The 24179-nt window shown below is 59.4% G+C and carries 22 protein-coding genes; 18 read left to right on the top strand and 4 right to left on the bottom strand.

Annotated features, from left to right (window positions below):
- Positions 1 to 2: 2 nt before the first annotated feature.
- The 3 genes from pbpC to WCL58_RS19825 are packed head-to-tail and all read left to right on the top strand — an operon-like array spanning position 3 to position 3668.
- Entirely contained in the window at positions 3 to 2351 is a 2349-nt protein-coding gene (pbpC, locus tag WCL58_RS19835; protein ID WP_336851511.1) for a penicillin-binding protein 1C, read from the top strand.
- Positions 2352 to 2411: 60 nt separating this feature from the next.
- Entirely contained in the window at positions 2412 to 3182 is a 771-nt protein-coding gene (gene truC, locus WCL58_RS19830) for a tRNA pseudouridine(65) synthase TruC (RefSeq protein WP_336851510.1), read from the top strand.
- A 33-nt stretch (positions 3183 to 3215) separates the two neighbouring features.
- The gene (locus WCL58_RS19825; protein WP_033654121.1) at positions 3216 to 3668 is read left to right on the top strand and encodes a flavodoxin; all 453 of its coding nucleotides are present in this window, start codon (positions 3216 to 3218) and stop codon (positions 3666 to 3668) included.
- Between the two features lie 57 nt (positions 3669 to 3725).
- Here WCL58_RS19825 and WCL58_RS19820 read toward each other — a convergent pair whose 3' ends face one another.
- The 4 genes from WCL58_RS19820 to map form a co-directional block, all read right to left on the bottom strand.
- Positions 3726 to 4115, bottom strand: coding sequence for a DUF3461 family protein (locus WCL58_RS19820; RefSeq protein WP_004931929.1), 390 nt, complete (start codon positions 4113 to 4115; stop codon positions 3726 to 3728).
- A gap of 129 nt (positions 4116 to 4244) precedes the next feature.
- Positions 4245 to 5069: a 2,3,4,5-tetrahydropyridine-2,6-dicarboxylate N-succinyltransferase gene (gene dapD, locus WCL58_RS19815; RefSeq protein ID WP_004931932.1), complete on the bottom strand. Its 825-nt coding sequence runs from the start codon at positions 5067 to 5069 to the stop codon at positions 4245 to 4247.
- 42 nt (positions 5070 to 5111) lie between these two features.
- Positions 5112 to 7775: a bifunctional uridylyltransferase/uridylyl-removing protein GlnD gene (gene glnD, locus WCL58_RS19810; protein ID WP_047730854.1), complete on the bottom strand. Its 2664-nt coding sequence runs from the start codon at positions 7773 to 7775 to the stop codon at positions 5112 to 5114.
- Between the two features lie 73 nt (positions 7776 to 7848).
- Positions 7849 to 8643 carry a type I methionyl aminopeptidase gene (gene map, locus WCL58_RS19805; protein ID WP_004931936.1) on the bottom strand — a complete coding sequence of 265 codons (795 nt, stop codon included), beginning with the start codon at positions 8641 to 8643 and terminating at the stop codon, positions 7849 to 7851.
- A gap of 345 nt (positions 8644 to 8988) precedes the next feature.
- On the opposite strand from map, the gene rpsB reads away from it, so the two are divergent.
- From rpsB to rnhB, 15 genes are all read left to right on the top strand, one after another.
- Positions 8989 to 9714 (top strand): 30S ribosomal protein S2, encoded by a 726-nt coding sequence (gene rpsB, locus WCL58_RS19800; RefSeq protein WP_016929891.1) that lies wholly within the window; start codon positions 8989 to 8991, stop codon positions 9712 to 9714.
- Positions 9715 to 9843: 129 nt separating this feature from the next.
- Positions 9844 to 10695, top strand: coding sequence for a translation elongation factor Ts (gene tsf / locus WCL58_RS19795; protein WP_033635739.1), 852 nt, complete (start codon positions 9844 to 9846; stop codon positions 10693 to 10695).
- Positions 10696 to 10843: 148 nt separating this feature from the next.
- Positions 10844 to 11569 (top strand): UMP kinase, encoded by a 726-nt coding sequence (gene pyrH / locus WCL58_RS19790; protein ID WP_004931940.1) that lies wholly within the window; start codon positions 10844 to 10846, stop codon positions 11567 to 11569.
- Between the two features lie 119 nt (positions 11570 to 11688).
- Positions 11689 to 12246: a ribosome recycling factor gene (gene frr, locus WCL58_RS19785; protein WP_004931943.1), complete on the top strand. Its 558-nt coding sequence runs from the start codon at positions 11689 to 11691 to the stop codon at positions 12244 to 12246.
- Between the two features lie 157 nt (positions 12247 to 12403).
- Positions 12404 to 13600, top strand: coding sequence for a 1-deoxy-D-xylulose-5-phosphate reductoisomerase (ispC, locus tag WCL58_RS19780; RefSeq protein ID WP_060423065.1), 1197 nt, complete (start codon positions 12404 to 12406; stop codon positions 13598 to 13600).
- 277 nt (positions 13601 to 13877) lie between these two features.
- Positions 13878 to 14636, top strand: coding sequence for a (2E,6E)-farnesyl-diphosphate-specific ditrans,polycis-undecaprenyl-diphosphate synthase (ispU, locus tag WCL58_RS19775; protein ID WP_049198255.1), 759 nt, complete (start codon positions 13878 to 13880; stop codon positions 14634 to 14636).
- Between the two features lie 9 nt (positions 14637 to 14645).
- Positions 14646 to 15488, top strand: a complete 843-nt coding sequence (gene cdsA / locus WCL58_RS19770) for a phosphatidate cytidylyltransferase (RefSeq protein WP_047729987.1) — start codon at positions 14646 to 14648, stop codon at positions 15486 to 15488.
- Positions 15489 to 15515: 27 nt separating this feature from the next.
- On the top strand, positions 15516 to 16871 hold the full coding sequence (gene rseP / locus WCL58_RS19765; protein ID WP_060423133.1) for a sigma E protease regulator RseP: 1356 nt from the start codon (positions 15516 to 15518) through the stop codon (positions 16869 to 16871).
- 35 nt (positions 16872 to 16906) lie between these two features.
- A complete protein-coding gene (gene bamA, locus WCL58_RS19760) occupies positions 16907 to 19333 on the top strand; it encodes an outer membrane protein assembly factor BamA (RefSeq protein WP_060441357.1) in 2427 nt (808 codons plus the stop codon).
- A gap of 156 nt (positions 19334 to 19489) precedes the next feature.
- On the top strand, positions 19490 to 19987 hold the full coding sequence (skp, locus tag WCL58_RS19755; protein WP_004931958.1) for a molecular chaperone Skp: 498 nt from the start codon (positions 19490 to 19492) through the stop codon (positions 19985 to 19987).
- 3 nt (positions 19988 to 19990) lie between these two features.
- Entirely contained in the window at positions 19991 to 21013 is a 1023-nt protein-coding gene (gene lpxD, locus WCL58_RS19750; protein WP_048234602.1) for a UDP-3-O-(3-hydroxymyristoyl)glucosamine N-acyltransferase, read from the top strand.
- Between the two features lie 160 nt (positions 21014 to 21173).
- Positions 21174 to 21629, top strand: coding sequence for a 3-hydroxyacyl-ACP dehydratase FabZ (gene fabZ, locus WCL58_RS19745; protein WP_004931962.1), 456 nt, complete (start codon positions 21174 to 21176; stop codon positions 21627 to 21629).
- A 3-nt stretch (positions 21630 to 21632) separates the two neighbouring features.
- The gene (lpxA, locus tag WCL58_RS19740) at positions 21633 to 22421 is read left to right on the top strand and encodes an acyl-ACP--UDP-N-acetylglucosamine O-acyltransferase (protein ID WP_047729988.1); all 789 of its coding nucleotides are present in this window, start codon (positions 21633 to 21635) and stop codon (positions 22419 to 22421) included.
- A gap of 3 nt (positions 22422 to 22424) precedes the next feature.
- Positions 22425 to 23573: a lipid-A-disaccharide synthase gene (gene lpxB / locus WCL58_RS19735; RefSeq protein WP_033635734.1), complete on the top strand. Its 1149-nt coding sequence runs from the start codon at positions 22425 to 22427 to the stop codon at positions 23571 to 23573.
- Positions 23570 to 24163: a ribonuclease HII gene (gene rnhB / locus WCL58_RS19730; protein ID WP_033654126.1), complete on the top strand. Its 594-nt coding sequence runs from the start codon at positions 23570 to 23572 to the stop codon at positions 24161 to 24163. The genes lpxB and rnhB overlap by 4 nt, the downstream gene beginning before the upstream one ends.
- Positions 24164 to 24179: the final 16 nt, after the last annotated feature.

Here is a 24179-nt window from a genome sequence, read left to right as displayed (position 1 = left end):
GTATGAAGATCCTGACCGGGCGCGTGCTGCAAAACGGCTTGATGGCGGCGTTTTTACTGGCGCTGCTGCTGACCGCGATTCGGCTGTGGCCGCATCCGCCCCTGTGGCAGGGGCTGCCGCAGTCTTCCGTCTATTACGACAGGCACGGCGCGCTGCTGCGTATCACGTTGGCCAACGACGACCGCTACCGGCTGTGGACCCCGCTGGAGCAGGTGTCGCCGCTGGCGGTGCGTGGGCTGCTGCTGCACGAAGACCGCTGGTTCTACTACAACCCCGGCTTTAACCCCGTTAGTCTGATGCGTGGCTTCTGGCGCAGCTATGTCGCCGGCGGCAAAATGCAGGGCGGGTCGACCATCAGCATGCAGCTGGCGCGCATGCGCTGGCATCTCAACACCCGCACGCCGGGCGGCAAGCTGCTGCAGGTGCTGCGCGCGGTGCAGCTGGAGCTCAGCTACTCCAAGCACGATATTCTGGAAGCCTACCTGAATTATGCCCCCTATGGCCGCAACATCGAAAGCATCGGCGCTGCCAGCCTGATCTATTTCGCCAAGTCGCCGAAGGATTTGACCCTGCCGGAGGCGCTGACGCTGGCGGTGCTGCCGCAGTCGCCCAGCTACCGTCTGGAGCCGAAAACCGGCGTGCTCGGCGCTGCATTGACGCAGGCGCGCAACCGTCTGCTCCAGCGCTGGCAGCGGGTTTACCCCACCGACGCCAGCCAGCAAACGCTGTTCCGCCTGCCGCTGGCGCTGCGGCAGCCTGAGCAAGTGCCCTATATTGCGCCGCACTTTATCGAGCAGCTACGGCTGCAGACGCAGCAACTGGTGCAGCGCGATACGCGCGTCGATACCACGCTGGACGCCGGGTTGCAGCGGCTGGTCGAGCGGCAGGTCAACGCGTTTATCGCCCGCAACCGCAGCCGCGGCATCCAAAACGCCGCGGTGCTGCTGGTGGACAGCCGCGATATGGGGGTGCGTGCGCTGGTGGGATCGGCGGACTATTACAATCGGCCGATCCAGGGGCAGGTAAACGGTACCAACGCCAAGCGCTCGCCGGGTTCGACGCTGAAGCCGTTTATCTACGCGCTGGGCATGGAGCAGGGCGTGCTGCATCCGATGACCATCCTGAAAGACGTGCCTTCGTCGTTCGGCGCCTATGCGCCGGAAAACTTCGACCGGCGCTTTCTCGGCCCGGTGACCGCCACCGATGCGCTGAATTTCAGCCGCAACATTCCGGCAGTGTATGTCGCCTCGCAGCTGCGCCAGCCGACCTTTTATCAGTTTTTGCGTCTGACCGGCGTGGCCAATATGGCCAGTGAGAGCCACTACGGGCTGTCGCTGGTGCTGGGCGGTGGCGAGGTGACGGCGCAGGAATTGGCGAAGCTGTATGCGCTGCTGGCGAACCGCGGCGAGCTGCGGCCGCTGCGCATGCAGCTGAACGAGGCCGAATCGACGCCGGTTCGGCTGTTGAGCGAGGAGGCCAGTTTCATTACGCTGGATATGCTGCGCCAGCACCGGCGGCCGGGCGATACGCTGGCACAGCGTTCTTCTTCGCTGCCGGTGTACTGGAAGACCGGCACCTCGTGGGGCTTTCGCGACGCCTGGAGCGTCGGGATTTTCGGCCCTTACGTGCTGGTGGTGTGGGAGGGCAATTTCGACGGGCGCGGCAACAATGCGTTGGTCGGCGCCGAGGCGGCAGCGCCGCTGTTCTTCAACATCATCGACAGCGTCAACGCCAGCTATCCTGGCCTGCGTGAACCGAAGCACCCGTTCCCCCAACGGCTGCGGCGGGTGGAGATCTGTCTCGCCAGCGGCGATCTGCCCACGCCATGGTGCCAGCAGAAGGGCAAGACCTGGTTCATTCCCGGCAAGTCGCCGATCAAGGTCGACAGCGTCTATCGGCCGGTGGTGCTGGATATTCACAGCGGCGAGGTCGTCTGCCCGCCGTATGACGCGGCGCAGACCCGCACCGAAATCTTTGAGTTCTGGCCTTCCGATTTGGCCAACGTGTTCGCCCAGGCCGGGCTGCCGAAACGGGCGCCGCCGGTCAATCGCTGCAAGGACAACGGCGTCGCCGTCGGCGGCAACGCGCCGCGCATCACTTCGCCGCTGAAAAACACCACCTATACCCTGCGCCAGTCGCAGCAGGGGCGAGATAAAATAGCCTTCAACGCGGTGACGGACGCCGACAGCAAGACGGTGTACTGGTTCGTCGACGATATCTATCTCGGCAGCAGCGCCAGCAAAAAGCCGATCGACTGGCGGCCGATCAACAACGGGCGCTACCGTATTCGGGCGGTGGACGATCGCGGCCGCGCCGATACGCGCCTGGTGACCATCGAATGGGTGAACTAGCGCTGAGCCGCACGCCTGTTATACTCGCGCCCGAAACGGCTATTTACCTGGGAAAGCGATGTGATTGAGATTTTGTATCAGGATGAACACCTGGTGGCGGTGAACAAGCCGTCGGGCTGGTTGGTGCACCGCAGTTGGCTGGACCGTCATGAAACTCGCTTTATGATGCAGACGGTGCGCGATCAGCTCGGGCAGCACGTCTTTACCGTGCACCGTCTCGATCGCCCGACTTCCGGCGTGCTGCTGATGGCGCTCTCCAGCGAGGTGGCGCGCCTGCTCTCGCAGCAGTTCGAGCAGCATCAGGTGCAGAAAACCTACCATGCGGTGGTGCGCGGCTATGTGCAGGAGGGGGCGACCCTCGACTACCCGCTGACGGCGGAGCTGGACAAAATCGCCGATAAACATGCCGATGCCGATAAGGGACCGCAGCCGGCGGTGACGCACTACCGGCCGCTGGCGCAGGTAGAGATGCCGGTGGCCGTCGGCCGCTACGACAGCGCGCGCTACAGCCTGGTGGAGCTGCAGCCGGAAACCGGCCGCAAGCACCAGCTGCGGCGCCACATGGCGCATCTTCGCCATCCGATCATCGGTGACAGCAAGCACGGCGATCTGCGGCAGAACCGCGGTATGGCGCTGCATTTCGGCTGCCCGCGTCTGATGCTGCACGCCAGTCATCTGCAGCTGACGCACCCGGTGACCGGCGAGCCGCTGCGGGTGACGGCGCGCTGGGACGAAGACTGGCAAGGGGTGATGGCGCAGTTCGGCTGGGCGGGGGTATTCCCTGAACTTGCCGGGGTTGAGTTTAGCGCGGCTAACGGTCAGGATAGCTGACAATTTTTAAAGGTAATGAAGGGAGTAGGAGCCATGGCTCAGGTTGGTATCTTCGTGGGAACGGTCTACGGCAATTCGCTGCTGGTGGCGGAAGAGGCGCAAAACATCCTCAGCGAGCAGGGCCATGAGGTCAAACTGTTCGAAGAGGGCACGCTGGAGGCCTGGCAGTTTTATCGTCAGCACTACGCGCTGGTGATCACCTCCACCACCGGGCAGGGCGATCTGCCGGACAGCATCGCGCCGCTGTTCCACGCCATTCGCGATCAGGTCGGCTACCAGCCGGAGCTGCGCTATGGGCTGATCGCCCTCGGCGACAGCAGCTATGACAACTTCTGCGGCGCCGGGCGCGCGTTCGACGCGCTGCTGCAAGAGCAGGGTGCCACCCGCGTCAGCGAAGTGCTGGAGATCGATGCGATGGAACAGCCGGAGCCGGAAGTGGCCGCCTGCCCGTGGGTCGAGCAGTGGGGTACGCTGCTGCAATCGTAAAGTAAAAAGGCGCCGCGAAAGGGCGCCTTGGCGATGATGCGGGTCAACCGATCCGCATTATTTGCCGCGGGTGAGTTTTTCCAGATCGGCTTCGATCTCGGCAATCTTGTGCGACACCACGCCTTCGAGATGGCGCAGGTCGTCGAGGATTTTACGCTTCAGATCCACTTCCACCTGATCGCGCTGGCACAGCTGATCCAGTTCGTCGATCACGTAGCGCAGGTTCGGGTTGATCTCGTGAATTTCCTTGTAGCCCTGGCCGGCGTTGTCCGCCACCACGGTTTTACGCTGGCGCGGGTACTTGAACTTCACGCTCTTGGCGAAGAACTCGCCTTTGTCCTTGCGGAAATAGATCTTGAGGATGTCGTTGTTGGCCTCTTGACGCAGGCTATAGCGATCGACGTCTTCCGGTTGATTGATGCCCAAACTCTTCAAGTTATCGTACATACTGCGCCCTCTTTAGATGTGATCGTTATATTCCACGACTGCAATTATGGCGGAAAGCGAGATCTGCGACTGTGACTGCCAGCGAAACGCAGACAAAAAAATAGCGGGTGAATCACCCGCTATTTCAATTTAGTCGATAGTGCGCAATAACTCATTAATGCCGACTTTACCGCGCGTTTTGGCGTCGACTTTCTTGACGATCACCGCGCAGTACAGGCTGTAAGAACCGTCTTTCGACGGCAGGTTACCGGAAACCACCACCGAACCCGCCGGCACGCGGCCGTAATGGATTTCGCCGGTCTCGCGGTCATAGATACGGGTGCTCTGGCCGAGGTATACGCCCATCGAAATCACCGAGCCCTCTTCCACGATCACGCCTTCCACCACTTCGGAGCGCGCGCCGATGAAGCAGTTGTCTTCGATGATGGTCGGGTTGGCCTGCAGCGGCTCCAGCACGCCGCCGATGCCGACGCCGCCGGACAGGTGAACGTTTTTGCCGATCTGCGCGCAAGAACCGACGGTGGCCCAGGTGTCGACCATGGTGCCTTCGTCGACGTAGGCGCCGATGTTAACGTAAGACGGCATCAGCACGGTGTTGCGCGCGATGAACGCGCCCTGGCGCACGGTGGCCGGCGGCACGACGCGGAAACCTTCCTTCTGGAAGCGCGCTTCGTCGTAGTCGGCGAACTTCATCGGCACCTTGTCGTAGTAGCGGGTTTCCGCGCCGTCCATCACCTTGTTGTCGTTGATGCGGAAAGAGAGCAGCACGGCTTTCTTCAGCCACTGATGGGTGACCCATTGACCGTCGATCTTCTCGGCGACGCGCAAGGCGCCGCTGTCCAGCAGGCCGATCACCTGGTTTACCGCTTCGCGCGTTACGGTGTCTACGTTCGCCGGGGTGATGTCCGCACGGCGCTCGAAGGCGCTTTCAATAACGTTCTGTAATTGCTGCATGCTGTTCTCTTTCCTGATGTTGTCGGTAAAAAGTTACTTGTATCACATTTTATCGTTTGGGGTGAGGGCCTCTGTCAACCGTTGCTCCAACTTTCTGCGCGTTTCCTGATCGAGCGCGCGTCGCTCGCCGTCGGCCAGGATAAACAAGTCCTCGACCCGCTCGCCGATGGTGGTAATGCGCGCGCCGTGCAGCGACAGCCCCAGGTCGGCGAACACTTCGCCCACCCGCGCCAGCAGGCCGGGCTGGTCAAGTGCGATCAGCTCCAGGTAGCTGCGGCGATCGGTGTGGGTCGGCAGGAAGGTCACCTCGGTCGGCACGCTGAAATGACGCAGCTTGGAAGAAGGCCGGCGCACGCGCGGCGGCTGGTACTCCCGCTGGGTGATGGCCTGCAGCAAGGCCTGGCGGATCGCCGCGTGGCGATCCTGCGCCAGCGGGCTGCCGTCCGGCTCCAGCACGATAAAGGTGTCCATCGCCATGCCGTCGCGGTTGGTGAAGATCTGCGCGTCGTGCACGCTCAGGTTGCGGCGATCCATCTCGCCGGCGACGGCGGCGAACAGGTAGGGGCGATCCGGGCTCCAGATAAAGATCTCGGTGCCGCCGCGCGTCGCCTGGCGGCTGACCAGCACCAGCGGCTGGGTGGAGTCGTGGGCCAGCAGGTGACGGGCGTGCCAGGCCAGCTGGTTCGGCGAGTGGCGCAGGAAATAGTCGGCGCGGCAGCGGCTCCAGATGCGGTGCAGCGCCTCTTCGTCGATGTTGTCCATGCGCAGCAGCGCCAGCGCCTGCAGGCGGTGATGGCGTACGCGTTCGCGCAGATCCGGGCTGTTCTGCATGCCGCGGCGCAGCTGCTTCTCGGTGGCGAAGTACAGCTCGCGCAACAGGCTCTGCTTCCAGCTGTTCCACAGGGTTTCGTTGGTGGCGCAGATATCCGCCACCGTCAGGCACACCAGGTAACGCAGGCGGGTTTCGCTCTGCACTTCGCTGCTGAACTGCTGGATCACCGTCGGATCCTGGATATCGCGGCGCTGCGCGGTGACCGACATCAGCAGGTGCCAGCGAACCAGCCAGGCCACCAGTTGGGTTTCGCGCGAGTTAAGGCCGTGCAGTTCGGCGAACTCCACCACGTCTTCCGCGCCGAGGATCGAGTGATCGCCGCCGCGCCCTTTGGCGATATCGTGGAACAGCGCCGCTAACAGTAATAATTCCGGGTGCGGCAGGCGAGGGTACAGCTCTACGCACAGCGGATGGCGTGGCCGGGTTTGCGCATCGGCGAAGCTCTCCAGCTTTTGCAGCACGCGGATGGTGTGTTCATCGACGGTATAGGCGTGGAACAGGTCGAACTGCATCTGGCCGACGATCTTGCCCCACTGCGGCATATAGGCCCACAGCACGCTGTGACGGTGCATCGGCACCAGCGCGCGCGAGACCGCGCCGGGATGGCGCAGAATGGCCATAAACAGATCGCGCGCTTCCGGAATGGTGCACAGCGGCTGTTTCAGATGGCGGCGTGCGTGGCGCAGCTGGCGCACGGTGGTGGAATAAATGCCCTTGATCTCGCGGTTGCGCACCATCAGGTAGAACATGCGCATGATGGCCTGCGGCTCGCGGATAAACAGCGTCTCGTCGCGCAGATCGATCAGATCGCCGCGCAGCTGGAAATCGTCGTTCAGCGGGCGCGGCTTCTCGGTGGCGTCCAGCGCCAGGATGGCTTCGTCGAACAGCTGCAGCAGCATGTGGTTCAGCTCGCTGACGCGCCGCGTCATGCGGTAGAAGTCTTTCATCATGCGTTCGACCGGCTCGTTGCCTTCGCCTTCATAGCGCAGCAGCTGCGCCACGCTGAGCTGGCGATCGAACAGCAGGCGGTTGTCGTAACGCGGCAGCACCAGATGCAATGCGAAACGGATGCGCCACAGGAAGCTCTGGCACTCGTTCAGCTCGTTGCGCTCGGCCTGGGTGAGGAAACCGAAGCCGACCATTTCGTCCAGCGAGGTGGCGCCGAAGTGGCGCCGCGCCACCCACAGCAGGGTGTGGATGTCGCGCAGGCCGCCAGGGCTGCTTTTGATATCCGGCTCCAGGTTATAGCTGGTGCCGTGGTAGCGCTGGTGGCGCTCCTGCTGTTCGTTGACCTTGGCGTGGAAAAACTGCGGCGAGGGCCAGAAGCCGTCGCTGAAGATATGTTTTTGCATCTGCAGGAACAGCGCGACGTCGCCGCAGATCATGCGCGATTCGATCAGGTTGGTGGCCACGGTCAGATCCGCCAATCCCTCCAGCAGACATTCTTCCAGGGTGCGCACGCTGTGGCCCACTTCCAGCTTGAGATCCCACAGCAGGGTGATGAATTCGCCGACTCGCTGCGACTGTTGTTCCGTCAGCCGGCGCTGGCTGAGCACCAACACGTCGATGTCCGACAGCGGGTGCAACTCGCCGCGGCCGTAGCCGCCGACCGCCACCAGCGCAGTTTCCGGGATATCTTCGAAGCCGTAGAAGGTCCACAGCCGGCGCAGCAGGCGATCGATGAAGTCGCTGCGCGCCGCCACCAGGCTTTCGGCGCTGGCACCGGCGTCGAACGCTGCCGCCAGCCACAGCTGGAACTGCTCCAGCCGCTGTTTCAGCACCGGACAGGTGAGCTCGTCGTTGCCGTAGGTGCTAGGGGAAGCGGGCGGCATCGGCACGGCCGGGGCCGCTTGTTGAAGGAGATTGTCAGACATAGTGCGCAGCCCATAAAAAAGGCCGGCAAAAGCCGGCCTGGTGATATTCTGCACGCGGCGTTCGCCGCGGTGCTTACATCTCGTGCGTAATGATGTTGGGGATGGTGTCATCCTTGCGCAACGTCATTATCTCGCAGCCGTTATCAGTGACCACAATAGTATGCTCATACTGCGCCGACAAGCTGCGATCTTTGGTTTTTACCGTCCAGCCGTCTTTCATGGTGCGGATGCGGTAGTCACCGGCGTTGACCATCGGTTCGATGGTGAAGGCCATGCCCGCCTGCAGGACCACGCCGCCGTCATCGGCATCATAGTGCAGCACCTGCGGCTCTTCGTGGAACACTTCGCCGATGCCGTGGCCGCAGTACTCGCGCACCACGGAGAACTTCTCGGCCTCGACGAATTGCTGGATAGCCTTGCCCAGGGTGCGCAGGCGGATGCCCGGCTTGACCATCTTCAGCGCCAGATACAGGCTTTCCTGAGTGACGCGGCACAGGCGCTCGCCCAGAATGGTCGGTTTGCCGACGATGAACATCTTCGAGGTGTCACCGTGGAAACCGTCTTTAATTACGGTCACGTCGATGTTGACGATGTCGCCGTCCTTCAGCGTTTTGTCATCGCTCGGGATGCCGTGGCACACCACTTCGTTCACCGAGATGCACACGGATTTCGGGAAGCCGTGGTAGCCGAGGCAGGCGGAAATGGCCTGCTGCTCGTTGGTGATGTACTCGTGACAGATACGGTCCAGTTCGCCGGTGGTCACGCCAGGTTTGACGTGCGGCTCGATGATTTCCAGCACTTCGGCGGCCAGGCGGCCGGCCACGCGCATTTTTTGGATGTCATCAGGTGTTTTAATTGAGATTGCCATGAAATTCGTCCGCAGGTGTCGTTATCGTCGACAATAAGAAGCAGTGACTTATGGTATCAGCCCGGCCGGAGGCTGCCAAATTTCATTTCCCGATGCCCGGCGCAAAGCAACAAAAGTTGGTGTCTGCAGCGGGTTTATGGTATAAAGCGCGCCGGCGATCCGCGACTTGGTTCTTGTGACCTGGCAGGAATTGGCCGAAAATACTTTAACTGCACTCATTTTGTGTAAATAACACACACGTATCGGCACATCCGCCGGGGTGCCCTGAGGTGACTTGTCGCCGCCAGGGTCGGCGCTATGGGATACGTGGAGGCATAACCCCAATTAATCTATAGAGGTTTAATCATGGCAACTGTTTCCATGCGCGACATGCTCAAGGCTGGTGTTCACTTCGGTCACCAGACCCGTTACTGGAACCCGAAGATGAAGCCTTTCATCTTCGGCGCTCGTAACAAGGTTCACATCATCAACCTGGAGCAGACTGTACCAATGTTCAACGCCGCTCTGGCTGAACTGAGCAAGATCTCTTCCCGTAAAGGCAAGATCCTGTTCGTTGGTACCAAGCGCGCAGCAAGCGAAGCGGTAAAAGACGCTGCTAACAGCTGTGACCAGTTCTTCGTGAACCACCGCTGGTTGGGCGGCATGCTGACTAACTGGAAAACCGTTCGTCAGTCCATCAAGCGTTTGAAAGATCTGGAAATCCAGTCTCAAGACGGCACCCTGGACAAGCTGACCAAGAAAGAAGCGCTGATGCGCACTCGTGAACTGGCCAAGCTGGAAAACTCCCTGGGCGGTATCAAAGATATGGGCGGTCTGCCAGACGCACTGTTCGTTATCGATGCCGATCACGAGCACATCGCGATCAAAGAAGCCAACAACCTGGGTATCCCGGTATTCTCTATCGTTGATACCAACTCCAACCCAGACGGCGTTGACTTCATCATCCCTGGTAACGACGACGCAATCCGTGCAGTAAACCTGTACCTGACTGCCGTTGCTGCCGCTGTGCGTGAAGGTCGTTCTCAAGATCTGGCCGTTCAGGCGGAAGAAGGCTTCGTAGAAGCTGAATAATAAGGCAAGCTCGTCACTGAGCCCTTATTAACCAGGTATTGACATATGTTGGTTAGGGGGGCCTGTAAAGGCCCCCTTTGCTTATCTGAATGAGAACTGTCTCCACGCGAGATAACCGAGGAAAAATAAATGGCTGATATTACCGCTGCCCTGGTAAAAGAACTGCGCGAGCGTACCGGCGCTGGCATGATGGATTGCAAGAAGGCGCTGGTTGAATCCAACGGCGACATCGAACTGGCAATCGAAAACATGCGTAAGTCCGGTGCGATCAAAGCCGCTAAAAAAGCAGGCAACGTGGCTGCTGACGGCGTGATCAAAACCAAGATCGAAGGCAACTACGGCATCATTCTGGAAGTTAACTGCCAGACTGACTTCGTAGCAAAAGACGCCGGTTTCCAGGCGTTCGCCGACAAAGTGCTGGATGCCGCTATGGCCGGCAAAATCACTGACGTTGACGTGCTGAAAGCACAGTTCGAAGAAGAGCGCGTAGCGCTGGTGGCAAAAATCGGCGAAAACATCAACATTCGTCGCGTTGCTTCCCTGGAAGGCGAAGTGCTGGGCAGCTACCTGCACGGCGCGCGTATCGGCGTACTGGTTGCGGCTAAAGGCGCTGACGAAGAGCTGGTTAAGCAAATCGCAATGCACATTGCGGCAAGCAAGCCAGAGTTCGTGAAGCCAGAAGACGTGTCTGCTGAAGTGGTAGAAAAAGAGTACCAGGTTCAGCTGGACATCGCCATGCAGTCCGGCAAGCCGAAAGAAATCGCAGAGAAAATGGTTGAAGGCCGCATGAAGAAATTCACCGGCGAAGTTTCTCTGACCGGTCAGCCTTTCGTTATGGATCCGAGCAAATCCGTTGCTCAGGTGCTGAAAGAGCACAACGCTGACGTGACCAACTTCATTCGCTTCGAAGTGGGCGAAGGCATCGAGAAAGTCGAAACCGACTTCGCTGCTGAAGTTGCCGCGATGAGCAAACAGTCTTAATGACTGTCGATGGAACCGCCGTCTGGCGGTTCCATACTATCCAGCCAGAATTACACCGGTGGCAGGCCCTGCAGCGTGATTCTCACCTCAGGCGCGTTTCATCGGCTGAAATCCCCAATACTAATACTGCTTCTTAGGACAGAACACCATGGCAACCAATGCAAAACCCGTATATCAGCGTATTCTGCTTAAACTGAGTGGCGAAGCCCTGCAAGGTGCAGAAGGTTTTGGTATCGACGCCAGCGTTTTGGATCGCATGGCTCAGGAAGTGAAAGAGCTGGTCGAACTGGGAATTCAGGTCGGTGTAGTTATTGGCGGCGGGAACCTGTTCCGCGGCGCGGGCCTGGCGCAAGCCGGCATGAACCGCGTAGTGGGCGACCACATGGGAATGCTGGCTACCGTGATGAACGGCCTGGCTATGCGTGATGCACTGCACCGTGCCTATGTGAACGCCCGCCTGATGTCGGCGATCCCGCTGAACGGCGTATGTGACAATTACAGCTGGGCAGAGGCTATCAGCCTGCTGCGCAACAACCGCGTGGTGATCTTCTCCGCCGGTACCGGCAACCCGTTCTTCACCACCGATTCCGCCGCTTGCCTGCGCGGTATCGAGATCGAAGCGGACGTGGTGCTGAAAGCCACCAAAGTGGATGGCGTATACTCCGCCGATCCGGTGAAAAACCCGGATGCGACGCTGTATGAACAATTAACCTATCAGGACGTGCTGGAGCGCGAGCTGAAAGTGATGGATCTGGCGGCGTTTACGCTGGCCCGCGATCACGGCTTGCCGATCCGCGTGTTCAACATGAACAAGCCTGGCGCGCTGCGCCGCGTGGTGATGGGTGAGAACGAAGGTACGCTGATCAGCAAATAAGGCTGTTCACACCCCTTTTTCGGTGCGCGTGACGCCAGGCGCCGCGCGCTCTCCGAGTACGATTACGGGCTATACTTGAGTATCGCCTGCCAAGTAACCAGCTTCCAAGGGTTTGCAACGTGACTAATGAAATCAGAAAAGATGCTGATTCACGCATGGAAAAAAGCGTAGAAGCATTCAAAAACCAAATCAGCAAGATCCGCACCGGCCGCGCTTCTCCAAGCATTCTGGACGGCATCATGGTGGAATACTACGGCGCCGCTACGCCGCTGCGCCAGCTGGCCAACGTGACCGTGGAAGACTCCCGCACGCTGAAAATCAACGTGTTCGACCGCAGCCTGAGCCAGGCCGTTGAGAAAGCGATCATGAGCTCCGATCTGGGCCTCAACCCGTCTTCCGCCGGCTCTGACATTCGCGTTCCGCTGCCTCCGCTAACCGAAGAACGTCGTAAGGATCTGATCAAGATCGTACGCGGCGAAGCCGAGCAGGGCCGCGTAGCGGTGCGTAACGTGCGTCGCGACGCTAACGACAAGGTCAAGGCGCTGCTGAAAGACAAAGAGATCAGCGAAGACGAAGAACGTCGTTCACAAGACGAGATTCAGAAAATGACCGACGCTTACATCAAGCTGGTCGATGCCGCGCTGGCAGAGAAAGAAAAAGAGCTGATGGATTTCTAATCAGCATCGCGCAGAAAAAAAGCGTCGCCTGGGCGGCGCTTTGTTTTTTGTGGCGCAGATCCCGTTTCATCGTACTGAAAGATCATGGACAAGCGGTGTCCAAGGTTCCACACTGGAGCACCTCCGATCTCATCAGACAGTTATTCAGAGTGAACTCATGAAGCAACTGACCATTCTTGGCTCGACCGGCTCGGTAGGGACCAGCACCCTGGCCGTGGTCAGGGCGAATCCCGACCGTTTTGCGATCAAAGCACTGGTGGCCGGCCGCAACGTCGCGGTCATGGCGCAGCAATGCATGGAATTCCGGCCCGCCTTCGCCGCGATGGCTGAGGAAAGCGCCGCTCGCGAGCTGCGCGCCATTCTGGCGGAAAACGGCGTCGCTACCGAGGTCTTAGCCGGGGAACAAGCGGCCTGCGAACTGGCGGCGTTGGATGACGTCGATCAAGTGACGGCGGCCATCGTCGGCGCCGCAGGGCTATTGCCGACGCTGGCGGCGATCCGCGCAGGCAAGCAGGTGTTGCTGGCCAACAAAGAGTCGCTGGTCACCTGCGGCCGTCTGTTTATGGACGCGGTTCGGCAAAGCCAGGCGCAGCTGCTGCCGCTCGACAGCGAGCACAATGCGATTTTTCAGAGTTTGCCTGAGAGCATTCAGCGTCAGTTGGGATACTCTTCCCTGGACAGTCATGGCGTTTCGCGCATCGTGCTTACCGGCTCAGGCGGCCCGTTCCGCACCACGCCGCTGGAGCAGTTCGCCGCGATGACCCCGGATCAAGCCTGTGCCCACCCGAACTGGTCGATGGGCCGCAAGATCTCGGTGGACTCCGCCACCATGATGAACAAAGGTCTGGAATACATTGAGGCCCGCTGGCTGTTTAACGCCTCGGCCGAGCAAATGGAAGTGATCCTGCACCCGCAGTCGGTGATTCACTCGATGGTGCGCTATGCCGACGGCAGCGTGCTGGCGCAGCTGGGTACGCCGGATATGCGCACGCCGATCGCCCATGCGATGGCGTATCCGCAGCGCGTAAACTCCGGCGTGGAAGCGCTGGACTTCTGCCGCATCGGTTCGCTGACCTTCGCCGAACCGGAGCGCGAGCGCTATCCTTGCCTGTATTTGGCGATCGAAGCGTTCGACGCCGGCCAGGCGGCGACCACCGCACTGAACGCGGCGAATGAAATCGCCGTGGCGGCATTTTTGCAGCAGCAGATTCGCTTTACCGACATTGCCGCGGTCAACCGGCAGGTCGTCGAGCGCCTCGCGCTGCAGGAACCGACGTGCATCGAAGCGGTCTTAGACATTGACCGCCAGGCGCGCGCCGCCGCCGAGGAGCGCGTTCGCGCGTTGCGCGGTTGAGCACGGCGATTATCCGATTTTGCTCGTAATTCGCGTATGCCGCAGCGGGGCCGTTTGTTCATGCTCCGCTGAGGTGGTATAGTCTGCGCCACCTGTCAGCGGTTATACCGTTGAATTATGGCCCGATTGGCGCCCTGTGCGTCAATGGCGACCCGGCTGCGCCGGGCATCGCGAGGGCAGGCTGAAAGCCGTGTCGGGCACACGGCTTTTTTTGCGCGTAAGGGCCTGATGTTCCGGAAAGGCAGTTATATTTCTATTGAGGAAATAAGTACGAGTTATGTCGTCCGCAAACCAACAAGAGGCTAATCCATCTTCCCCGGGGCCGCGCCATGTCGCCATCATCATGGACGGTAACGGACGCTGGGCCAAACGTCAGGGCAAGTTACGTGTCTTCGGTCATAAAGCAGGGGTGAAATCGGTTCGCCGCGCGGTCAGTTTTGCCGCCAGCCACCATTTAGATGCGCTCACGCTTTATGCCTTCAGCAGCGAAAACTGGAACCGTCCGGTGCAGGAAGTCTCCGCCCTGATGGAGCTTTTTGTCCGTGCTCTGGATAGTGAAGTAAAAAGCCTGCATAAACATAACGTCAGGTTGCGGGTGATCGGCGATATCAGCCGGTTCAGCTCGCGTTTGCAGGAGCGGATCCGCCGCTCTGAAGCGCTGACGGAAAATAACGATGGCCTGACGCTCAATATCGCTGCCAACTACGGCGGCCGTTGGGATATCATTCAGGGAGTAAGGGAGCTGGCCGAACGGGTACGGGTGGGAGAGTTGCACCCGGATCAGATCAGCGAGGAATTATTGAGCGAGCGGGTTTGCATGAGCGACCTGGCGCCGGTGGATCTGGTTATCCGCACCGGTGGCGAGCATCGCATCAGTAACTTCCTGCTGTGGCAAATCGCCTATGCTGAACTTTACTTTACGGATGTGCTCTGGCCTGATTTCGATGAACTTGTCTTTGAAGGTGCGCTGAATGCATTTGCACAACGTGAGCGCCGCTTCGGGGGAACAACACCTATCGGCGCCGATGCGTCCTAGGGAGAACTTTTGCTGAAGTATCGCCTCATAACTGCTCTGATTTTAATCCCGATCGTTATCGCGGCGCTGTTCCTGTTGCCGCCGCTGGCCTTTGCTCTGGTAACGCTCGTCGTGTGCATGTTAGCAGCCTGGGAGTGGGGCCAACTGGCCGGTTTTACCTCCCGTTCGCAGCGCATCTGGCTGGCGATACTGTGCGGTTTTCTGCTGGCGCTGATGATGCTCAGCGTTCCCGCGTACCATCAATCCGTGCCGCAGGTGAGCGGCTCGCTGTGGCTGTCGCTGGTCTGGTGGCTGGCGGCGCTGCTGCTGGTGCTGTTCTACCCCGGCTCGGCCGCTATCTGGCGCAACTCGCGCCCGCTGCGCCTGCTGTTCGGCCTGCTGACCATCGTGCCGTTCTTCTGGGGCATGCTGGCGCTGCGCCAGTACGGCTACGAGCAAAACCCGTTTACTGGCGCCTGGTGGCTGCTGTACGTGATGCTGCTGGTGTGGGGCGCGGATTCCGGCGCCTACATGTTCGGCAAGCTGTTCGGCAAGCATAAGTTGGCGCCGAAGGTCTCACCGGGCAAAACCTGGGAAGGGCTGATCGGCGGGTTGTTGACGTCGGCGGTAATCTCCTGGCTGTTCGGCCGCTATGCGCCACTGAATGTGGTGCCGACCACCCTGTTGGCCTGTTCGGTGCTCGCCGCGCTGGCTTCGGTACTGGGCGATTTGACCGAAAGCATGTTCAAACGCGAAGCGGGCATCAAGGACAGCGGTCATTTGATCCCCGGTCATGGCGGCATACTGGATCGTATCGACAGCCTGACCGCGGCGGTGCCGGTGTTTGCCTGCCTGATGCTGTTGGTGTTTTAATCCGTCGATGACGGAAAGTGAGGGATGATGGTCAGCGTGCTTTGGAACCTGGTGGCGTTTCTGATTGCGCTCGGTATCTTGATAACCGTGCACGAGTTCGGACACTTTTGGGTTGCCCGCCGTTGCGGCGTGCGCGTTGAACGTTTCTCCATCGGCTTCGGTCGCGCGCTGTGGCGCCGCACCGATCGCCAGGGCACCGAGTACGTCATTGCCTTGATTCCGCTCGGCGGCTACGTGAAGATGCTGGACGAGCGCGTGGAGTCGGTGGCGCCGGAAATGCGCCATCAGGCCTTCAACAACAAAACCGTCTGGCAGCGCGCGGCCATCATCAGCGCCGGCCCCATCGCCAACTTCCTGTTTGCTATCCTTGCCTACTGGCTGGTGTTCATCATCGGCGTGCCGAGTTTCCGCCCGGTGATCGGCGAAATCGCGCCGCAATCCATCGCCGCCAAGGCCGAAATTTCGTCTGGCATGGAACTAAAGTCGGTTGACGGCATCGAAACGCCTGATTGGGAGTCAGTTCGTCTGGCGCTGGTGGCGAAGATTGGCGATGCACAAACCGAAGTCGGCGTTGCGCCATTCGGCTCTTCGCAGGTAGTGACCAAAACCCTGGATTTGCGCCAGTGGAACTTTGAGCCGGACAAGCAGGATCCCGTTGTCGCGCTGGGCATTATGCCGCGCGGCCCGCAGATTGAATCCGTGTTGGCGGAAGTGCAGCCTGACTCGGCGGCGCAAAAGGCGGGTTTACAAGCGGGGGACAGGATCGTTAAAGTCGATGGTCAGCCGTTGGGTCGTTGGCAGACGCTGGTGAAGCGTATCCACGATGGCCCGGGGCAACCGCTGGTTTTGGAGATTGAAAGAAACGGCGCCCCCTTGTCTTTGACGCTGATACCGGATACAAAGCCGGTGGGAAAAGACAAATCGGTGGGTTTTGCAGGCATCATTCCAAAGGTGCTGCCGCTGCCGGACGAGTATAAGACGATTCGCCAGTATGGACCGTTCCCGGCGCTGTATCAGGCCGGCGACAAGACCTGGCAGCTGATGCGGCTGACGGTTAACATGCTGGGCAAATTAATAACCGGTGATGTAAAGCTGAACAACCTGAGTGGCCCGATCTCGATTGCACAGGGAGCAGGGGCGTCAGCCGGAGTCGGGTTCGTGTATTATCTGATGTTCCTGGCGTTGATTAGCGTCAACCTGGGGATCATCAACCTGTTCCCATTACCGGTGTTAGATGGTGGGCATCTCCTCTTCCTGGCGATAGAAAAGCTGAAGGGTGGGCCGGTTTCCGAGCGAGTACAGGACTACAGCTACCGCATAGGTTCGATCGTGCTGGTGTTGTTGATGGGTCTTGCACTTTTCAATGATTTTTCCCGCCTCTAGGGGCGGGGATAGGTTAGGAAGAACGCATAACAACGATGGCGATGAAAAAGTTGCTCATAGCGTCGCTGCTGTTTGGCAGCGCCACCGTATACGGTGCAGACGGGTTCGTAGTGAAAGATATTCATTTCGAAGGCCTGCAGCGAGTCGCCGTCGGTGCGGCGTTACTCAACATGCCGGTTCGCGTCGGCGATACCGTCACTGACGATGACATCAGTAATACCATCCGAGCCTTGTTTGCCACCGGCAACTTCGAGGACGTGCGCGTACTGCGCGATGGTAATACGTTGATCGTGCAGGTGAAGGAACGTCCTACCATCGCCAGCATCACTTTCTCCGGCAACAAGTCGGTGAAGGATGACATGCTTAAGCAGAACCTGGAAGCCTCCGGCGTCCGGGTGGGCGAGGCGCTCGACCGCACCACGATCTCCAGCATTGAAAAAGGGCTGGAAGACTTCTACTACAGCGTCGGTAAATACAGCGCCTCGGTGAAAGCCGTGGTTACGCCGCTGCCGCGCAACCGTGTCGACCTGAAGCTGGTGTTCACGGAAGGGGTCTCCGCCAAGATTCAACAAATCAACATCGTCGGCAACCATGCCTTCACCAACGACGAACTGATCTCGCGCTTCCAGCTGCGTGATGAGGTGCCGTGGTGGAACCTGGTCGGCGATCGCAAATACCAGAAGCAAAAACTGGCGGGCGATCTCGAAACCCTGCGCAGCTTCTATCTGGATCGCGGCTATGCCCGCTTCAACATCGATTCTACCCAGGTGAGTCTGACGCCGGATAAAAAAGGCATCTACATCACCATCAACATCACCGAAGGCGATCAATACAAGCTTTCCGATGTTGTCGTGAACGGCAACCTGGCCGGCCACTCGGCGGAAGTTGCTCAGATCACCAAGATCGAACCGGGCGAGCTGTATAACGGCAGCAAGGTGACCAAAATGGAAGACAACATCAAAACGATGTTGGGCCGTTATGGTTACGCCTACCCGCGCGTCGGCACTCAGCCGGAGATCAACGACGCGGATAAAACCGTCAAGCTGCACGTCAACGTCGACGCGGGCAACCGCTTCTACGTGCGTCGCATCAAGTTCGAAGGCAACGACACCAGCAAGGATTCCGTACTGCGTCGCGAAATGCGCCAGATGGAAGGCGCCTGGCTGGGTAACGAGCAGGTCGAGCAGGGCAAAGAACGCTTGAACCGCTTGGGCTACTTCGAAACGGTTGACGTGGAAACCCAGCGCGTGCCGGGCACCGCCGATCAGGTCGACGTGACCTACAAGGTGAAAGAGCGCAACACCGGTACCTTTAACTTCGGCGTCGGTTACGGCACCGAGAGCGGCGTCAGCTTCCAGGCCGGCGTGCAGCAGGACAACTGGTTGGGTACCGGCTACTCGGTCGGCATCAGCGGCACCAAAAACGACTACCAAACCTATACCGAATTCTCGGTCACTAACCCGTACTTCACCGTTGACGGTGTGAGCCTGGGCGGCCGCGTGTTCTACAACGACTTTAAAGCGGATAACGCGGATCTGTCGGACTACACCAACAAGAGTTACGGTGTCGACGGCACGCTGGGCTTCCCGATCAACGAAAACAACTCGTTGCGTACCGGCCTGGGCTACGTCCACAACGGTCTGTCGAACATGCAGCCGCAGATCGCCATGTGGCGTTATCTCGACTCGATGGGCGTGGATGCGAACAAGACTGACCGCGCCAGCTACTCGACGGACGACTTTACCCTGAACCTGGGCTGGACCTACAACAACCTGGACCGCGGCTACTTCCCGACGTCGGGTAACCGCACCACGTTGAACGGCAAGGTCACCATTCCGGGCTCGGACAACGAATACTACAAGGTGACGCTGGACAGCGTTCAGTACGTGCCGATCAATGACGATCGCACCTGGGTGCTGTTGGGCCGTGGCCGTCTGGGTTACGCGGATGGGCTGGGCGGCAAGGAAATGCCGTTCTATGAGAACTTCTATGCCGGTGGTTCAAGCACCGTGCGTGGCTTCCAGTCCAACACCATCGGTCCGAAGGCGGTGTATTACAACTCCAACTCGTACCAGTGCCAGTTCAATGCCGGCAGCACCACCACGCGTCAAAGCATCTGTAGCTCGGATGACGCGGTGGGCGGTAACGCCATGGCGGTGGCCAGCCTGGAGCTGATCACTCCGACGCCGTTCATCAGCGAGAAATACGCCAACTCCGTGCGGACGTCGCTGTTCATCGATGCCGGTACCGTGTGGGATACCAAGTGGAAGAATACCGACGAAACGCTGATGTACGGCGTGCCTGACTACAGTAAAGCGGGCAATATTCGTTCCTCCGCCGGTATCGCGCTGCAGTGGATGTCGCCGCTGGGGCCGTTGGTGTTCTCTTACGCCAACCCGATCAAGAAATACGAAGGCGACAAGTCCGAACAGTTCCAGTTTAACATCGGTAAGACCTGGTAACGGGTCTCGCCTCTGGGCATAACAGTTATTAAGAATCGCAATGGCCAGGCGCCCGCCGGCAGAGGGAGATGATTCTCATTGTTTGGTGGGATAAGTCTGGCAAATTGTGTACTTCAGTGTCATATGACACAAATGGGTGATGGTAAGGAGTTTATAGTGAAAAAGTGGTTGTGTGCCGCAGGCCTCGGTTTAGCAATGGCTGCTTCAGCTGGCGTTCAGGCAGCAGATAAGATCGCTGTCGTTAACGTCTCCAGCATTTTCCAACAGCTGCCGGCCCGCGAAGCGGTCGCTAAACAGCTGGAAAACGAGTTTAAAGGCCGTGCAAGCGAACTCCAGAACATGGAACGTAGCCTGCAGACCAAAATGCAACGTCTGCAGCGTGACGGCGCTACCATGAAAGCCAGCGACCGCAGCAAGTTGGAAAAAGACGTGATGGCACAGCGCGAGCAGTTCTCTCAGAAAGCGCAGGCTTTCGAGCAGGACAACCGTCGTCGCCAGATGGAAGAGCGTAACAAGATCCTGAGCCGTATCCAGGACGCTGTGAAATCTGTTGCCAGCAAAGGCGGTTATGACGTGGTGATCGACGCCAACGCCGTTGCCTATGCAGACTCTTCCAAAGATATCACTGCTGACGTGCTGAAACAGGTTAAATAACACATGCTTTCAATTCGACTGGCTGATTTAGCGCAGCAGTTGGATGCACAATTGCACGGTGATGGCGATCTCGTCATCACCGGCATTGCTTCTATGCATTCGGCACAGCCTGGCCAAATCACGTTTTTGTCAAACAGCCGCTATCAAGAGCAGCTGTCTTCCTGCCAGGCAAGCGCCGTGGTGCTTACCGAAGCGGATTTACCACACTGCCGTGCTGCGGCGCTGGTGGTTAAGAACCCTTACCTGACCTACGCGCGCATGGCGCAGCTGATGGACACCACGCCGGCACCGGCGCAGGATATCGCGCCAAGCGCGGTGATCTCGCCTGAGGCGCAGCTGGGGCACAACGTCGCCATTGGGGCGAACGCGGTGATCGAGTCGGGTGCGGTGCTGGGCGATAACGTGGTTATCGGCCCGGGCTGCTTCATTGGCAAACACGCACGCATCGGCGCGGGAACGCGTCTGTGGGCGAACGTCACGATTTATCATGCGGTTGAAATCGGCCAGCGCTGCCTGATCCAGTCCGGCACCGTGATCGGCGCGGACGGTTTCGGCTATGCGAACGAGCGCGGCGAGTGGATCAAAATCCCTCAGTTGGGCACGGTGATTATCGGCGATCGCGTCGAAATCGGCGCTTGCACCACCATTGACCGCGGCGCTTTGGATAACACCCAAATCGGGAATGGTGTTATCATCGACAACCAATGCCAGATTGCACATAACGTCGTGATTGGCGACAATACCGCCGTCGCCGGCGGCGTGATCATGGCCGGCAGCCTGAAAATCGGCCGCTACTGCCAGATCGGCGGTGCCAGCGTGATCAACGGTCACATGGAGATTGCCGACAAGGTTGTTGTTACCGGAATGGGAATGGTTATGCGACCAATCACCGAACCTGGGGTATACTCTTCGGGCATTCCGTTGCAGCCTAACAAGGTTTGGCGTAAAACCGCTGCGTTGGTGATGAATATCGATGAGATCAGCAAGCGCTTGAAAGCTGTCGAACGTAAAGTCGGAAAAGACTAATCATTGCCGCCCGCCCTGGCGGGGACAAAACGAAACGCGTTGGTCGTGAGACCAAAAGCGCAAAGAGATGTTAATTTGCGGCCTGCATGATGATCTCCTTTTGGGGTCAGCGCAGGCCGTGTTGTTGATGCCATCAGTTTTTAGAGACAGGAAGAGTATTTTGACTACTGACACTCATACTCTGGATATTGCAGAAATTTTGGATCTGCTTCCTCACCGTTACCCGTTCTTGCTGGTCGACCGCGTCCTCGAGTTTGAAGAGCACAAATATCTGCGTGCGGTGAAGAACGTATCGGTGAACGAACCGTTTTTCCAGGGCCACTTCCCTGGCAAACCGATTTTCCCAGGCGTATTGATCCTGGAAGCCATGGCGCAGGCCACCGGTATCCTGGCGTTTAAAAGCGTCGGCAAACTGGAGCCGGGCGAGCTGTATTACTTCGCCGGTATCGACGAAGCACGCTTCAAGCGTCCTGTGGTGCCAGGGGATCAGATGGTCATGGAAGTCACCTTCGAGAAAACTCGCCGCGGCCTGACTCGCTTCAAAGGCGTGGCGACCGTTGACGGTAAAATTGTCTGCGAAGCAACCATGATGTGTGCCCGCAGCCGGGAGGCTTAATCCGTGATTGACCAAACCGCCTTTATCCATCCTAGCGCGATAGTCGAAGAAGGCGCAGTGATCGGCGCCAACGTGCATATCGGCCCTTTCTGCTACGTCGGCTCCCAGGTGGAAATCGGCGCCGGCACGGTGCTGAAATCCCACGTGGTGGTGAACGGCATTACCAAGATCGGCTGCGATAACCAGATTTATCAGTTCGCCTCCATCGGTGAAGTGAATCAGGATCTGAAATACGCGGGCGAACCGACGCGCGTTGAAGTGGGCGATCGCAACCGCATCCGCGAAAGCGTCACCATTCACCGCGGCACCGCGCAGGGCACTGGCCTGACCAAAGTGGGCAACGATAACCTGCTGATGGTCAATACGCATATCGGGCATGACTGCGTGGTCGGTAATTTCTGTGTGCTGGCCAACAACGCTACGCTCGGCGGACACGTGGAAATCGACGATCACGCCATCATCGGCGGCATGACGGCGATCCACCAATTCTGCGTTATCGGTGCGCATGTGATGGTAGGCGGTTGTTCCGGCGTCGCTCAGGACGTGCCTCCTTTCGTCATCGCTCAGGGCAACCACGCGACACCGTTCGGCGTCAATGCGATTGGCCTGAAGCGTCGCGGTTTTGACAAGGATGAAATGCAGGCGATTCGTAACGCCTACAAGATCCTGTATCGCAGCGAGAAAACGCTGGATGAAGCGAAAGCGGAAATCGAAGCCCTGGCTAAAGAGCAACCGGTGGTGCAGCTGTACCTCGATTTCTTCACCCGTTCCACCCGCGGCATCATTCGCTGAGTTATGTCGAATCGTCCATTGACTATCGGATTGGTCGCCGGAGAAACCTCCGGTGACATTCTCGGCGCCGGTTTGATCCGCGCGCTCAAGGCGCAGATCCCCGACGCGCGTTTCGTTGGCGTCGCCGGCCCGCTGATGCAGGCAGAAGGCTGCGAAGCCTGGTACGAAATGGAAGAGCTGGCGGTCATGGGCGTGGTGGAAGTGCTTGAGCGCTTGCCACGCCTGTTGAAGATCCGTAAGGATCTCACCCGCCGCTTCGGCGAGCTGCGGCCGGACGTGTTTGTCGGCATCGACGCGCCGGACTTCAACATCACGCTGGAAGGCCGCCTCAAGCAGCGCGGCATCCGCACCATTCACTACGTCAGCCCTTCCGTGTGGGCCTGGCGGCAAAAGCGCGTTTTCAAAATTGGCAAAGCCACCGATCTGGTGCTGGCCTTTCTCCCTTTCGAAAAAGCGTTTTACGATCGCTTCAACGTGCCTTGCCGGTTTATCGGCCATACCATGGCAGATGCCATGCCGCTGCAACCCGATCGGCTGGCGGCGCGCGCTCAGCTTGGCATCGATCCGCAGGCGCGCTGCCTGGCCTTGCTGCCGGGCAGCCGCGGCGCCGAAGTCGAGATGCTGAGCGCCGACTTCCTCAAAACAGCGCAGCTGCTGCGCACGCGTTATCCCGAGCTTGAAGTGGTGGTGCCGCTGGTTAACGCCAAACGGCGCGAGCAGTTTGAGCGCATCAAGGCGGAAGTGGCGCCGGACCTGACCGTACACCTGCTGAACGGCCAGGGGCGCGAGGCGATGATCGCCAGCGACGCGGCGCTGCTGGCGTCCGGCACGGCGGCGCTGGAGTGCATGCTGGCCAAGTGCCCGATGGTGGTGGGCTATCGCATGAAGCCGTTCACTTTCTGGTTGGCGCAGAAGCTGGTGAAAACGCCTTACGTTTCGCTGCCGAATCTGCTGGCGGGGCGCGAGATCGTCACCGAGCTGCTGCAGCATGACTGCGTGCCGGACAAACTGGCCGCCGCCGTGATGCCGCTGCTTGAAGAGAGCCCGCAAACCGAGGCGCTGAAACAGACTTTCCTTACCTTGCACCAAAGCATCCGTTGCGGTGCGGACGAACAGGCCGCTCAGGCTGTGTTGGAGCTGGCGAAAGCATGATTGAACCCTTTATCTATCCCGCTGCCACGCTGATTGCCGGTGTGGACGAAGTGGGCCGCGGCCCGTTGGTTGGCGCGGTGGTTACCGCCGCCGTGATCCTCGATCCGGCGCAGCCGATCGTCGGGCTGGCGGACTCCAAGAAACTCAGTGAAAAACGCCGCCTGGCGCTGTATGACGAAATCGTCGCCAAGGCGCTTTCCTGGAGCCTGGGGCGCGCCGAGCCGGCGGAAATCGACCAGCTGAACATTTTGCACGCCACCATGCTGGCGATGCAGCGCGCGGTGGCCGGGTTGCATATCGCGCCGGACATGGTTTTAATCGACGGTAACCGTTGCCCGAAGCTGCCGATGCGTTCGCAGGCGGTGGTGAAGGGCGACAGCCGCGTGGCGGAGATCAGCGCGGCCTCCATTCTGGCAAAGGTCACGCGCGATCGTGAAATGGCCGAGCTGGACAGCGAGTTCCCGGACTACGGTTTCGCGCAGCATAAAGGCTACCCGACCGCCCTCCACCTGGAGCGGCTGGCCGCGCTGGGTGCCACCGAGCATCACCGCCGCAGCTTCGCGCCGGTGAAAAGGGCGCTGGCGCTGTAGTCTGCGGGCCTGGTTG

Source organism: Serratia sp. TMDUHS_CL (assembly GCF_037137105.1).
Lineage (GTDB): Bacteria > Pseudomonadota > Gammaproteobacteria > Enterobacterales > Enterobacteriaceae > Serratia > Serratia nevei.
The sequence above is the reverse complement of the archived record's forward strand: the minus strand, read 5'-3'. Positions and strand labels throughout refer to the sequence as shown.

Excerpts from the sequence above, each read along its gene's own strand:
- ispU (WP_049198255.1), top strand. The coding sequence starts at position 13,878 with ATGTCGTCCGCAAACCAACAAGAGGCTAATCCATCTTCCCCGGGGCCG.
- tsf (WP_033635739.1), top strand. The coding sequence starts at position 9,844 with ATGGCTGATATTACCGCTGCCCTGGTAAAAGAACTGCGCGAGCGTACC.
- rnhB (WP_033654126.1), top strand. The coding sequence starts at position 23,570 with ATGATTGAACCCTTTATCTATCCCGCTGCCACGCTGATTGCCGGTGTG.
- pbpC (WP_336851511.1), top strand. The coding sequence starts at position 3 with ATGAAGATCCTGACCGGGCGCGTGCTGCAAAACGGCTTGATGGCGGCG.
- pyrH (WP_004931940.1), top strand. The coding sequence starts at position 10,844 with ATGGCAACCAATGCAAAACCCGTATATCAGCGTATTCTGCTTAAACTG.
- lpxD (WP_048234602.1), top strand. The coding sequence starts at position 19,991 with ATGCTTTCAATTCGACTGGCTGATTTAGCGCAGCAGTTGGATGCACAA.
- WCL58_RS19825 (WP_033654121.1), top strand. The coding sequence starts at position 3,216 with ATGGCTCAGGTTGGTATCTTCGTGGGAACGGTCTACGGCAATTCGCTG.
- lpxB (WP_033635734.1), top strand. The coding sequence starts at position 22,425 with ATGTCGAATCGTCCATTGACTATCGGATTGGTCGCCGGAGAAACCTCC.
- dapD (WP_004931932.1), bottom strand. The coding sequence starts at position 5,069 with ATGCAGCAATTACAGAACGTTATTGAAAGCGCCTTCGAGCGCCGTGCG.
- ispC (WP_060423065.1), top strand. The coding sequence starts at position 12,404 with ATGAAGCAACTGACCATTCTTGGCTCGACCGGCTCGGTAGGGACCAGC.
- rpsB (WP_016929891.1), top strand. The coding sequence starts at position 8,989 with ATGGCAACTGTTTCCATGCGCGACATGCTCAAGGCTGGTGTTCACTTC.
- bamA (WP_060441357.1), top strand. The coding sequence starts at position 16,907 with ATGGCGATGAAAAAGTTGCTCATAGCGTCGCTGCTGTTTGGCAGCGCC.
- glnD (WP_047730854.1), bottom strand. The coding sequence starts at position 7,775 with ATGTCTGACAATCTCCTTCAACAAGCGGCCCCGGCCGTGCCGATGCCG.
- rseP (WP_060423133.1), top strand. The coding sequence starts at position 15,516 with ATGGTCAGCGTGCTTTGGAACCTGGTGGCGTTTCTGATTGCGCTCGGT.
- map (WP_004931936.1), bottom strand. The coding sequence starts at position 8,643 with ATGGCAATCTCAATTAAAACACCTGATGACATCCAAAAAATGCGCGTG.
- WCL58_RS19820 (WP_004931929.1), bottom strand. The coding sequence starts at position 4,115 with ATGTACGATAACTTGAAGAGTTTGGGCATCAATCAACCGGAAGACGTC.